This is a genomic window from Allochromatium warmingii, from assembly GCF_900107145.1.
In the GTDB taxonomy this organism is placed as follows: domain Bacteria; phylum Pseudomonadota; class Gammaproteobacteria; order Chromatiales; family Chromatiaceae; genus Thermochromatium; species Thermochromatium warmingii.
Map to the genome: position 1 here is coordinate 1 of NZ_FNOW01000021.1, position 13,188 is coordinate 13,188.

At 51.8% G+C, this 13,188-nt stretch carries 11 protein-coding genes; 2 read left to right on the plus strand and 9 right to left on the minus strand.

Translation table 11 applies throughout. The annotated features are described in order from the left end of the window. Nucleotides 1-228: 228 nt before the first annotated feature. The 7 genes from BLW10_RS07770 to BLW10_RS07800 form a co-directional block, all read right to left on the minus strand. On the minus strand, nucleotides 229-1,803 hold the full coding sequence (locus BLW10_RS07770; protein WP_091333665.1) for a GGDEF domain-containing protein: 1,575 nt from the start codon (nucleotides 1,801-1,803) through the stop codon (nucleotides 229-231). A 7-nt stretch (nucleotides 1,804-1,810) separates the two neighbouring features. Further along, complete coding sequence (locus tag BLW10_RS07775) at nucleotides 1,811-3,064, minus strand: ABC transporter substrate-binding protein (RefSeq protein WP_091333666.1); 1,254 nt, start codon at nucleotides 3,062-3,064, stop codon at nucleotides 1,811-1,813. Next, nucleotides 3,061-3,948, minus strand: coding sequence for a CorC family transporter (locus BLW10_RS07780; RefSeq protein WP_091333667.1), 888 nt, complete (start codon nucleotides 3,946-3,948; stop codon nucleotides 3,061-3,063). The genes BLW10_RS07775 and BLW10_RS07780 overlap by 4 nt, the downstream gene beginning before the upstream one ends. Nucleotides 3,949-3,957: 9 nt before the next feature. After that, nucleotides 3,958-4,461: an rRNA maturation RNase YbeY gene (gene ybeY / locus BLW10_RS07785; protein ID WP_091333668.1), complete on the minus strand. Its 504-nt coding sequence runs from the start codon at nucleotides 4,459-4,461 to the stop codon at nucleotides 3,958-3,960. A gap of 20 nt (nucleotides 4,462-4,481) precedes the next feature. Beyond that, on the minus strand, nucleotides 4,482-5,483 hold the full coding sequence (locus tag BLW10_RS07790; RefSeq protein WP_425425895.1) for a PhoH family protein: 1,002 nt from the start codon (nucleotides 5,481-5,483) through the stop codon (nucleotides 4,482-4,484). Beyond that, nucleotides 5,464-6,789 (minus strand): tRNA (N6-isopentenyl adenosine(37)-C2)-methylthiotransferase MiaB, encoded by a 1,326-nt coding sequence (miaB, locus tag BLW10_RS07795; protein ID WP_091333669.1) that lies wholly within the window; start codon nucleotides 6,787-6,789, stop codon nucleotides 5,464-5,466. Before miaB ends, BLW10_RS07790 begins: the two co-directional genes overlap by 20 nt. 261 nt (nucleotides 6,790-7,050) lie before the next feature. Beyond that, nucleotides 7,051-7,536, minus strand: coding sequence for a peptidylprolyl isomerase (locus BLW10_RS07800; protein ID WP_091333670.1), 486 nt, complete (start codon nucleotides 7,534-7,536; stop codon nucleotides 7,051-7,053). Nucleotides 7,537-7,679: 143 nt separating this feature from the next. Between BLW10_RS07800 and gltX the strand changes: the two genes are divergently transcribed. After that, the gene (gene gltX, locus BLW10_RS07805; protein WP_091333671.1) at nucleotides 7,680-9,092 is read left to right on the plus strand and encodes a glutamate--tRNA ligase; all 1,413 of its coding nucleotides are present in this window, start codon (nucleotides 7,680-7,682) and stop codon (nucleotides 9,090-9,092) included. 66 nt (nucleotides 9,093-9,158) lie between these two features. On the opposite strand, the gene BLW10_RS07810 is transcribed toward gltX, so the two are convergent. Then, a complete protein-coding gene (locus tag BLW10_RS07810) occupies nucleotides 9,159-10,313 on the minus strand; it encodes an iron-containing alcohol dehydrogenase (RefSeq protein ID WP_091333673.1) in 1,155 nt (384 codons plus the stop codon). A gap of 52 nt (nucleotides 10,314-10,365) precedes the next feature. Beyond that, entirely contained in the window at nucleotides 10,366-11,886 is a 1,521-nt protein-coding gene (locus BLW10_RS07815) for a Ppx/GppA phosphatase family protein (RefSeq protein WP_091333732.1), read from the minus strand. A gap of 143 nt (nucleotides 11,887-12,029) precedes the next feature. On the opposite strand from BLW10_RS07815, the gene BLW10_RS07820 reads away from it, so the two are divergent. Beyond that, nucleotides 12,030-12,971, plus strand: coding sequence for a 2-dehydropantoate 2-reductase (locus tag BLW10_RS07820; protein WP_091333733.1), 942 nt, complete (start codon nucleotides 12,030-12,032; stop codon nucleotides 12,969-12,971). The last annotated feature ends 217 nt before the right edge of the window (nucleotides 12,972-13,188 follow it).

The window sequence follows — 13,188 nt, forward strand, 5'->3', positions numbered from 1 at the left end:
AAAAAGGCAAACAAAAATTATAAATCTATAATTTTGATTCTGGATAATTTCAAAAGCCATACTTCCGAGTTATTTAGATCCACAGCGGAACAGCTAGTTTTGTTCGGTCTTTAGAAGATCTTAGAGACATTATTGCAAAATCATGGCGAAATCTTAGCTATAAATTAAGTTTTGCTCAATCTTGGATTGAGCAATTTATTCCCTGGATTCTTATAGAGACTTAAGCAATTAACTATAAGCTAAAACCCGATTACGTCCTTCTGATTTGGCGCGATATAGTGCTTGGTCAGCACGCTCAACCATTGTCTCTTGCGTGTCGCCAATTTGATAGCTACTCAGTCCGGCACTAATGGTCACAGAAGTTGGGCCACCCGGAAAAGTGTGGTTTGCAATCGTGCAACGTAGTCGTTCGGCTAATGCTAAAGCATCGGTTAATGAAGTTTCGGGCAGAATAACAAGAAATTCTTCGCCACCCCATCGGCCAACATGATCGGTTTGACGCATCTCCTGCTGTAATAATTGCGCCATTTCAATCAGTACCAGATCGCCTGATTGATGTCCGTAGGTGTCATTAATTCGCTTAAAAAAATCGACATCGCACAGTAAAATTGAAAATACTGCATCATAGCGTTGTGCAAGCTGGAGTTGCTCACGGAATTGTTCGTCGAGCTTGACGCGATTACTGATTTGCGTCAAACCGTCAGTTGATGAAAGCCGCTCAAGCTGCTGATTCTTTTCTTCTAGTTCGCGGGTACGTTCTTTGACTTTTTGCTCTAAGCATGTATTAGCATTTTTCAATTCTTGATGTGTAGTGCGGATCGTCTCTAGCATTAAATTAAATGTGCGGATCAAAATACCAAGTTCATCACGACGTTGCACGGAGGCATCACAGGCTTGAATAACATGCCAATCACCTTGAGCAATATATTCAGCATGGCGTGTCAATTGCGTGAGCGGCCTGATAATAGTCACAAGCGTAATGATTGAAATTGCCAGCAATGACAGCACAAAAAAGATGACGCCTTCAATTAAGCGTGTCTGAGTGATTTGGTGCGTGGCTGTCACTGCACTGCGGTCGCTATACTCGATAAATTGAGCGATAGATTCTTCCGCCCGGCGCGATTGAGCATCAATAGTTTCAGTATGATAGTGGAAAATAACTCGCCCAAGATAATCATCCTCAACGACCGGTTGTTCTAAACGACGTAATATCTGCCGCTGACTGGCAAAACGTTGGCGCAGTGGATGCAATATCCCATCACGATCCAGCGCATAGCCAGCAAATAACTGATCCTCCCAATCCAGCACTTCTACCGCCACTAATTCTTCACGCGATAGCAGCAGCTCGATTGAGGTTTTAATCATTAAATGGTTCGTTAAATCAATAGAATCAAGCGAAAAATGATGTGCATGTACCTTTAAGCATGAATAAATACGCGATGTTTCAGTATTGCGCAGACAGTCCGCAAATTGCCGGACAATCTGTGCTTCAGCTGATTCACCGACATCACGCACAACACTGACATGGTTTTGTAATGGCCCACGTACCGCTTTCGTAATAATCGCGAGTTGCGCCTGAAGATCAGCAATTAAATGCTGTTCGGCTTGTTCAATTTCGATGCGGAAGGTCTCACGTTGCGCGGCAATTTGCGCATCACGTTGCTGATAGAGTTGTTCGCGAGCGAGCTGAATAGTAATGACATTGCCGATAGAAAAAATTAACAGTAGAATGCTAAAAAAGCTGGCAATTAGCCGAAAATTTAGCGAGCGCGGCGACAAGAACGACAGCGTGTGCAGCGACATAAACGACTCACCAGTTTGCGCGGTGATGAATCAGACGTAAATCAGCCTCTAGCGTATTGAGAGCGGCATCAATTGCCACCTCGCCGGAAAGAATTGCGTGTACAGTGGTGTAGAATTTTTTCGATACTTTAGGATAGGCTATGCCGGTGACTGTAGCAGGACGGGCGACGCCATTGAGCAAAACATCCTTGAACGCAAACATAAATGACCGCTCCGGTATTGCGCTGAGTACCGCATACAAATCCATAATCGTTGGACTAAAAGAATAATCGGTAGCGTATTGATGTTGCGCCTGTTGATCGGTTAAGTAAACAATCAGTTGCACGGCTTCGGGAATGTGCTCGGAATAACGCGAGACGGCTAAACTCATATCGCCTAGTGTGCCGGAATGTTTGCCGTCAGCACCTCCTTTAGGTAGTGGTACCATACCAACCCGCCCTTTGACTGCTGAGTCGGGTGCTTCGACATCTTTCCAATATTCCATCCAGTTGCGCATAAAAATCGCATGACCTGCAACAAAATCCTGCGTCGTTTCAATTTCGCTATAAGTTAATACTGTGCGTGGCGAAATTGTACCGATCCAATCGCGTGCCATTGCTAACGCTCGCCGCGCCTGTGGATTATTGATCGTGATTTCGCCCGTAGCATCAATAATTGTTCCGCCTCGGTATGAATCAATCCATTCCAGCGCATTGCAGGTTAAACCCTCGTAACCACTACCCTGCCACAAAAAACCAACGAGTTGCGGATCGGCTTCGCGCTCTACAATCACCCGTGCAATATGCTCTAATTCGGCCCAGGTTTCAGGTGGAGCAAAGCCATATTTATCGAGTAGATCTTTGCGATAATACAGCAACCCAGCATCGGTAAATAATGGCAGACCGACGAGATGTCCAGATTCATCGGTTAGGTTATCAATAATTGGCTTGAAATGCTGTTCGATAGTCGATGATGATAAATAAGGCCGCAAATCGACCAGATGCTGACCTAATACGCCGGGCCAGATGGTATCAATCAGCAAAATATCGAAATCTTGACTCTGCGCACTTAAAAATTGCCGATAAAAACCAAGCAGATTATCCGCCATCCGCCCAACTTCATAGGAAATCAAACGATGTCCGTGCTCATGCGCCCAGATTTTGGCCCGTTCCTGAAACGCTTGGCATCCCCAGAGACTACAACTGAAGCGAATATCGGTTGCCGACAGCGGCGGGCCGAATAGCAACAGCAGCATGAAGATACTCAGTCTGACTGAGGTCATACGTTGCTATCACTCAGATGATTAAACGGCGCTTGATCTGGTGGTTCGAGTGATTCGATATTGAGCAAATGCACGCGCCGACTATCAGCACGCATCACGGTAAAGCGAAAACGCTCAATATCTATCGCTTCGCCACGCTTGGGTAAATGTCCAAATGCATTGACGACTAATCCGCCAATCGTCTCAAATTCAGTATCTGAAAAATTACTGCCGAAATAGGCATTAAATTCTTCGATGCTGGTGCGGGCTTTGGCGCTGAAATCATTATCGCCGCGCCGGAAAATTCCCGAACCTTCATCATAATCGTGCTCATCGTCGATTTCCCCGACAATTTGTTCAAGCACGTCTTCAATCGTGACTAATCCTGAAGCATTGCCGTATTCATCAACGACAATAGCCATATGATTGCGGCTGGCACGAAATTCTTTAAGCAATACATTCAGGCGTTTGCTTTCAGGTACAAAGAGCGCCGAGCGTAATAAATCGCGGATATTGAACGCCGAGCGACTCGTTTCAACGCAGAATGATAGTAAATCTTTGGCCAATAAAATTCCGACGACTTCGCCTTTATCATCACCCGTGACCGGAAAACGCGAATGTGCGGATTTAACTGCAAGCTGAAGAATTTTATCTAGCGGATCATCACGGCGCAGCACGACCATTTCGGCGCGTGGCACCATAATATCGCGCACCCGCAAATCAGCGACCTGAAGTACGCCCTCAATCATATTGAGCGCATCGGTATCCAGCAATTGGCGTTGTTGCGCATCTTTTAACAGCTCAATAAGCTGTTCTCTATCCTGTGGTTCACCACCGAGCAGTTGGCCTAAACGTTCAAGCCAGTTGCGTGATCGCGAACCCTCGCTAGATCGATCACTAGTCATAAGCTGTTTTTAATCCTCCAGATAAAGCGGGTCATCATAGGGCGGAGCAAATCCTAACCCGCTCAGAATTGTCGTTTCGAGTGTTTCCATGACTGCCGCGTCTGAATCAGTGATGTGATCGTAATTCAGTAAATGCAGCACGCCATGTACAACCATATGCGCCCAATGCGCTTCCAGTGTTTTACCTTGTTCAAGTGCCTCACGGCGCACAACTTCGGTACAAATAACTAGATCGCCGAGTAAATCATGAATAGGATCATCGGCATTGATGCCAGGCGGTAATTCAAATGGGAAAGACAAGACATTCGTTGGGTAATCGCGGCCACGATACTGCAAATTGAGCGCCTGACTTTCATCAGGATCAACTAGCCGAATGGTTAATTCAGCGCGATTGCGTGCAAATGGTGGTTCAATCTGTGCCAGTGCTGCCTGTATCCAACGCTCGAATTGCGGCGGCAAGGGATGATCGGCCTGATCAGTGGCGACCTGTAAATCAAGCTCCAATTCAATCATTGGTACAATCATCCTAGCAATTACTCTGGCTGATTTTCAAACGCATCATAAGCATTGACAATCCGTTGTACCAACGCATGACGCACAACATCGCGGGCATTAAAAAAAGTGAAGCTAATGCCAGGTACGTCTTTCAAAATATCAATGGCTTGACGTAAACCAGAGGGTTGACCGCGTGGTAAATCGACCTGTGTGACATCACCCGTAATCACCGCAGTCGAGCCAAAACCGATGCGGGTTAAAAACATTTTCATCTGTTCGGGTGTGGTATTTTGCGCTTCGTCGAGAATAATAAACGAGTGATTGAGCGTGCGTCCGCGCATAAATGCCAGCGGGGCTACTTCAATCACATTACGTTCAATCAGTTTATTGACTTTTTCAAAGCCAAACATCTCAAACAGCGCATCATAGAGCGGACGTAAATACGGGTCGATTTTTTGCGCTAAATCACCAGGCAAAAAACCCAATCGCTCACCGGCTTCGACCGCTGGACGCACTAATAGCAAGCGGCGCACGCGCTCCGATTCTAGCGCCTCAACTGCGCAGGCAACCGCTAAATAGGTTTTGCCGGTACCCGCTGGGCCGACACCAAAATTGATGTCATGTTTAAGAATGGCGTGCAAATAATCCTGTTGATTTGGGCCGCGAGCGCGAATTAGACCGCGCTTGGTTTGAATGACAACATCCGGCAGCCGTTCGCTAACCTGCTCCAATTGCATTGCAACGCCAGATTCTTGCAGCAATAAATGAATGCTCTCCGGTGTTAAAACCGCCTCGGCAGTCTCGGCATAGAGCGCGTGTAGCACTTGCTCGCCGAGTTGCACTGCATCGCGCTCGCCAATGAGCCGAAAGCTTGCGCCGCGATTATTGATTTCGATACCGAGTCGGCGTTCGAGTTGGCGGAGATGTTGATCAAACTGGCCGCATAAATTAGCCAGTCGCGTATTGTCTTCGGGCCGGAGCGCGAAGTCGATGGATTGGAGTTGAATGCTCAAGCGGTTATTAGTGGGCCAGTCGCCCACGCAATGAATTGGGGAGGGATTCGGTAATCGTTAAATCAACGAATTGACCGATGTATTCAGCTGGGCCATCGAAATTAACGACGCGATTATTTTCAGTTCGTCCGGCAAGTTGTGCCGGATCTTTGCGCGAAGCGCCTTCGACCAGCACGCGCTGTACAGCGCCGATCATGTCGTGACTGATGCGTTGGGCATTGGCATCAATGCGTTGTTGTAATTGTTCTAAACGCGCTTTTTTAATAGCAAGCGGTATCGCGTCGGGATAATTCGCAGCAGGTGTGTCAGGGCGACGGCTATAAATAAAGCTGAAGCTATGGTCAAAGCCAACCTGCTCGATAAGATCTAAGGTTGCGGCAAAATCTGCATCGGTTTCATTTGGAAAGCCGACAATAAAATCAGATGAAATGCAGATATCAGGGCGAGCAGCGCGTAATCGGTCAATTTTGGCGCAATAATCGAGCGCCGTATGACCGCGTTTCATGGCAGCTAAAATGCGATCTGAGCCGGATTGCACAGGTAAATGTACAAAGCTCGCTAATTCAGGTACTTCGGCAAAGGTTTCAATTAAATCATCGCTAAATTCAACCGGATGGCTGGTAGTAAAGCGAATACGCTCGATACCAGTGACCGCAGCTACATAGCGAATCAATAGCGATAGCCGCGCCGTTGTTCCATCGGCCATCAATCCACGATAGGCATTGACATTTTGGCCAAGAAGATTGATTTCGCGCACGCCTTGATCGGCAAGATCGGCGACTTCGGCAATGACATCATCAAAGGGGCGGCTGATTTCTTCACCGCGAGTGTAGGGCACGACACAATAAGTGCAATATTTGGAGCAGCCTTCCATCACCGAAACACAGGCGCTCGGCCCCTCAGCACGCGGCGCGGGCAGGCAGTCGAATTTTTCGATCTCGGGGAAGGAGACATCGACCTGTGGACGGCGACTCGCTGCCAGCTCTGTGAGCATCTGCGGCAGGCGATGCAGGGTTTGCGGGCCGAATACTAGGTCAACATAGGGTGCGCGGGTGCGAATCGCCTCGCCTTCCTGACTGGCCACACAGCCGCCGACACCGATCACCAAATCCGGCCGCGCTTGTTTCCAGGGCTTCCAGCGTCCGAGCTGTGAAAAGACCTTTTCTTGTGCTTTTTCACGGATCGAGCAGGTATTGAGCAGCAGCACATCCGCCGTTTCGGGCTGGTCGGTCAGTTCCAGACCGGACTCGACCCGCAATGCCTCAGCCAGACGCGCCGAGTCGTACTCGTTCATCTGACAACCGTAGGTTTGAATGAAAAGCTTACGCGACATGGAATCAGGGCGGAACAGTGGAATCACACGGCCAGTCATCGTCCTGAATCGCTTGCGGGTTGTCAAGGTGGGGTTCCAGCTTTTAGCTTTTAGCTTTTAGCTTACAGCCACTAGTCGCCAGCGATACAGGATGGCGATACCCATTGCTGGAACATACCATCCTGTATTGAGACCGCTCCGAATACGCAGCAAATACAGAACGCATCATAATCAATACGTGATTGTATTAACTGGGCAAGATAGCGGTTTATAGGCTCAGATTTACACCATCTCGGCTTTTTCGATGATGACATCTTCTTTTGGAACATCTTGATGTCCGGCGCGGCGACCCGTGCTCACACCTTTAATCGCCTCAACGGTTTCCATCCCTTCGACAACACGCCCGAATACGCAATATCCCCAGCCATCTTGCCCCGGATAATCGAGAAAATCATTATCCGAAACGTTAATAAAAAATTGCGCCGTTGCCGAATGCGGATCAGCCGTTCGCGCCATTGCAATCGTGCCGGTTTTATTTTTCAACCCATTTTTCGCTTCATTTTCAATCGGAGCGCGGGTTGGTTTTTGGCTGAAATCAGGATTCATGCCGCCGCCTTGAATCATAAAACCATCAATGACACGATGAAACAGCGTCCCATCATAATGACCAGCTTGAACATAACTTTCAAAATTAGCGCAGGTTTTTGGCGCTTGTTCCGTGTCGAGTTCAATCAAGATTGCGCCGTGATTAGTGGTCAGTTTAATCATGTAGTGAATACTCCGCTGCGGGTGATGATGGCTCGATATGAGCGCGTTTAAATCATTGATTATACTAAAATTCTACTTTACTTCAAATCCTCAAGCGCCGTAAAATTCCGCTTTTTACTTGACCTGAGCTATACGCACCTACCATGACCGTTCGCACGCGCTTTGCTCCCTCCCCGACCGGCTATCTCCATGTTGGCGGCGCACGTACCGCGCTGTTTTGCTATCTCTACGCCCGCAAGCACGGCGGTCAGTTCGTGCTACGCATTGAGGATACCGACTTAGAACGCTCGACCGCTGAGTCCGTCAACGCCATCTTGGAAGGCATGACGTGGCTGGGGTTGGACTATGACGAAGGGCCGTTTTACCAGACGCACCACTTTGCACGCTACAACCAAGTGATCGACGAATTGCTCGATAACGGGCTGGCTTATCGCTGCAATTGTTCTAAAGAACGACTCGAAAAACTGCGCGTTGATCAAATGGCGCGTAAGCAAAAACCGCGTTATGACGGTTGCTGCCGTCATAAACAGATTGATCCAAACGAACCGCATGTCATCCGCTTTAAAAATCCGACCGATGGCGTGGTAATCGTTGATGATTTAATTCGCGGGCGAATGCCGTTTGCCAACGATGAGCTGGATGATTTAATTATTCGTCGCACGGATGGCAGCCCAACTTATAATCTGAGTGTGGTGGTCGATGATGCGGATATGCGCATTACCCATGTGATTCGGGGCGACGATCATATCAATAATACCCCGCGTCAGATCAATATTTTGCGTGCGCTGGGATTTGAGCCGCCACAGTATGCGCATGTGCCGATGATTCTCGGTGATGATGGGTCACGTTTATCGAAACGACATGGCGCGGTCAGTGTTGTATCCTATCGTGATATGGGCTATTTGCCCGAAGCCTTGTTGAATTATTTAGTGCGTCTCGGTTGGTCACATGGCGATCAGGAAATTTTTTCTCTTGATGAATTGATCGAGTTATTTGACATCACGGATGTGAATAAAGCCGCATCGAGTTTTAATCTGAGCAAGCTTGATTGGCTTAATCAGCATTATTTGCAACAAGCCGATCCAGCGCGGGTAGCGCGGTTGCTGAGTCCGCATTTCGGACGGCTTGATATTGATCCGTCCACTGGGCCGGAGCTGGCTTCAGTGGTCAAAGCGCAGGCAGCACGCGCTAAGACGTTGGTCGAATTAGCAGAAATCAGTGCGTTTTGTTATCGTGATTTTGCTGAATTTGATGAAAGTTCGGCGAAAAAGCATTTGCGGTTGGTGGCACGCGAACCATTAGAACGCTTGCGAGCGGCCTTTGATTTAATGGCGTTTGCTGATTGGACGCCGGAGCAATTGAAACACGTTGTAGCCAGTGTCGCGGATGAATTGCAGTTGAATTTAGGTAAGGTCGCGCAACCGTTGCGGGTGGCGATTGTTGGGCGGGCCGCTTCGCCGGGGATTGAAGAAACGCTGATGCTTGTCGGTAAGGACGCCACCGTGCGCCGCATCGATCAGGCGTTAGCCTATATTGCAGCGCGTGGCGGTGAATAGTTGAACGGGTGATGATCTCAGCGCCGCGCTAGTGGCTCGGCGCTGATTATCATTAGATTAGGTCGGTCACAGCGCCTGTTCGTACACCTGACGCGCACACGCCAATCCGACATCTTGACGCTCGCCGAGCGCGGTCATCCCATGCCGTTCCAGATGCGCGACCAGCGGGGCGATGGCCTCGGGGCCAATGCCGTAACTTGACAGGCGCGTCGGCACCTGTAGCGACTCAAAAAATGCCCGCGTGTGGGCAATGGCCGCATCAATCCGCGCTTCGGCGTCACCGTCTGTCAGTCCCCAAACCCGTTCCGCGTATTGCAGCAGCTTGTCGCGCTTGGCGAGCCGCCGCACTTGCAGCATCGCCGGGAGCACGATGGCGAGCGTTTGCGCATGATCCAATCCGTGTAGCGCGGTGATCTCATGGCCGAGCATGTGCGTTGACCAGTCTTGCGGCACGCCCGCGCCGATTAAGCCATTGAGCGCCAGCGTCGCCGTCCACATCAGATTCGCCCGTACCGCGTAGTTTTCGGGTTCGGCCAGCGCCCGCGGCCCGTCCTCGATGAGCGTCAGCAATAAGCCTTCGGCAAAGCGATCTTGCACTTTCGCGTCCACTGGATAAGTCAGATATTGCTCGGCGATATGCACAAAGGCATCCACAATCCCGTTAGCCACCTGACGCGGCGGCAGGGTGTAGCTTTTGGTGGGATCGAGCGCCGAAAAACGCGGAAACACCAGCGGACTGACGAAAAACAGCTTGTCCTGCGTTGCGTGACGGGTGATGACCGCGCCGGCGTTCATCTCCGAAGCGGTTGCCGGTAGCGTCAGCACCGATCCCAACGGCAGCGCGGCTGTGACGGGCGCATGGCGGGCGAGAATATCCCAGGGTTCACCGACAAAGGGCACAGCAGCGGCGATGAATTTGGTGCCGTCGATGACCGAGCCGCCGCCGACTGCTAATAAAAAGTCGATGCGCTCATCACGGGCGAGGGTGACAGCCCGCATCAACGTCTCATAGGTTGGATTCGGCTCAATGCCGCCGAACTCAAACAGCGTTAAACCAGCCAGCGCCTGACGCACTTCAGCCAGCGTGCCGGTGTTGACCACGCTCCCGCCGCCGTAGGTGATGAGCACCCGCGCTCCAGCGGGAATCTCGGGGGCGATATTGGCGATACAGCCCTGACCAAAGAGGATGCGCGTTGGGTTATGAAAGGTAAAATTTTGCATGGATGAAAACCTGAATCCGAATCTAGTGTGAAATCTTAAGCCTGCGGTGGCCTCAACCAAATTGCAACACCAGTCCAGCGGCAGCCAAGCGTTCGGCTTCTTGCTCTAGCTCCAACTGGGTCAGCGGATGACTTGGGAGCCACGTATCTGGAAAGCTCAAAATAAGCTGCTCGCCGGCGACCTGTAGAGTCGGATTTGGTTTGCTATCAACCGAACGTCCACGATGTAACAGCACCGCCAGCCGGAGCATGACGCACAGCCGTTGCGCGGCATGTTGCACGGTTTGCGGTAGGGTAGCGAACTCCGATACCGGAAATTTGCGCCGATGCCCAAGCACCAGCGCCGCCAGCACCGCTTGTTCTTGGCGGGTAAATCCGGGCAAATCCGCATGACGCAGTAAATACGCGCCATGCTTTTGATACTGACTGTGCGCGACCATGACGCCGATTTCATGCAGCCGCGCCGCCCAACCGAGCATCAGCGGTGCATCCAGATCATCGAGCGACCAGGCTTCGCGCACCTGGCGATAGAGATGCAGCGCGGTTGCCGCAACCCGTCGCCCATGTTCTTGATCGATCTGGAATTGCCGACACAGCGTGACGACTGTACGTTCACGCACATCGCCCTGTTGATGACGGCCCATCATCTCGTAGAGCACGCCTTCACGAAGCGCGTAATCTGAGACCTGCATGTGGGCGATACCAAGCGAATCGAACACCGAACGCAGTACCGCCACCCCACCGGCGAACACCGGTCGGCGTTCGTCACTCAGCCCCTTCAGATTCAGCGCCGAGACTTTCCCCGCCGCGATCAACACCTCGCGCAACTGCGCCAGCGATGCAGCAGAAATGCCATCTTCGCACCAGCCCTCGGCCTGAATGACCGCCGCAATCGCACGGATGGTGCCCGAACTGCCGACCGCCCGTTCCCAGCGTGCCCGCCGAAACAGCTCGCGCACCGGTCGCACTTCGAGCGCACCGGACAATTCGGCCCGCTGCATCGCTTTTGCGGTGATGCGCCCATCGGCAAAATGCCGACACGTCATGCTCACACAACCCATGTGCAAGCTCTCGCGCAGACGCGGCACAAATGCCCGTCCAACGATCATTTCGGTACTGCCGCCGCCGATGTCCACCACCAACCGCCGTTCACTGCCAGCCGCCAGCCCATAGGCCACGCCGAGATAAATCAGCCGCGCTTCCTCGCGTCCGGTAATCACGTCGATGCTGTGCCCGAGCGCCAATTCAGCGCGGGGCAAAAAATCGGCACGCGGATCGAGCTGGCGCAAGGTATTCGTCCCCACAGCGCGGACATCTTCGGGCGCAAAGCCGCGTAGCCGCTGCCCGAAGCGTTCCAGACAGGCCAGCGCCCGATCAGCGACGTCGGGCGCGATCTGGTGCGCGTCGGTCAGACCTTCGCCCAAGCGCACCATTTCCTTGAGACGATCCGTGATCTGGACATGACCATCAGCGATGCGGGCAACGACCATGTGAAAACTATTGGAACCCAGATCGATGGCTGCGACGGTGCGAGTTTTTTGTGCGGCGGCAGCCTGTATAACGGCTTCAGGCATGAGCGAAATCCAGCGGGAAAACAAGACGCGCATCATAACAAAGGTTGGTTACAGCGATGATTCGATGCAGTTTTGGGTGCATGATTGGGCAGAATGCGCTGCTAAACTGGTTACCATCATCCGCTCACCTAGCCGTCATCATCATGTCCGCATCCGCATCGACGCCCCTCAGCTTCACCATTTTTGGCACCGGCGCACTCGGTGGTTTTTATGGTTCCCGCCTGCTGAAAAGCGGCGCGACCGTGCGTTTTATTGCGCATCGCGATGTTGACTGGATCCGTGAACACGGATTGCGCGTTGATTCACCGCTCGGCGATCAACTGCATCATCCGGTTGAGGTCTATGCCGCGTCCGATCCGATTCCACGCAGTGATGTCGTCTGCATTGCGCTCAAAACCACCCAGAACGCACACTTACCGGCGTTGCTCGCGCCACTCGTGGACACCGGGACGGTGATTCTGAATTGGCAAAATGGCCTGACATTAGAGCAGGAATTAGCTGAACACTTTCCGCAAGCGGTCGTGATTGCTGGATTGTGTTTTCTCTGCTCAAACAAGATCGGGCCGGGACATATCGCGCATCTGGATTATGGCCGGATCAGTCTGGCGGCACAGGATGCGCAGGGCGTTGCTTGGTTGCCGCGACTGCAAGCAGCGTTCGCCGCTGCGCAGATCGAGACCGATGTTCAGCCGTCGCTGTTGGCGGCACGCTGGCGCAAATTGGCGTGGAATATTCCCTTTAACGGTCTGTCGGTGTTGCTCAATCAAAATACCGATATGCTGATGGCCGATCCCGAAGCGCGGGCGCTGGCCGAGCAACTAATGCACGAAGTGGCGGCGGGCGCAGCGGCCTGTGGCGTGCCCTTTGAGGCCGATTTCATCCCCAAGCTGTTAGCAACGACTGAACGCATGGCCCCCTATGCGCCCAGTATGCGGCTGGATTTTTTGGCCAAGCGCGAACTGGAGATCGACTATCTCTATCGGCGTCCGTTACGCGAAGCGACGCGACAGGGGGTATCAATGCCAACTGTGGCGCTGCTGGCCAGTCAGTTGCGCAGTTTGGATCGGGCGAATCGCTGTGTTTAATTGACCTGCGTCATATCGGTGCGTTGCCGTGGCGCGTTGAGCCGGTCTAACGGATCATCCATACCATACCCGCGATAGCGCCGCCCGCCGACCGGCGCACCCTACCGCATCAGCGTCATCACCGTTTCGCCTTGCGTGTTTATCCCGTTAGTCTCCGTTTGGATTTTGCCCCCAAAGCGCCCATACTCAGCGTGCTATGACCAGCGCAGCGGCAACC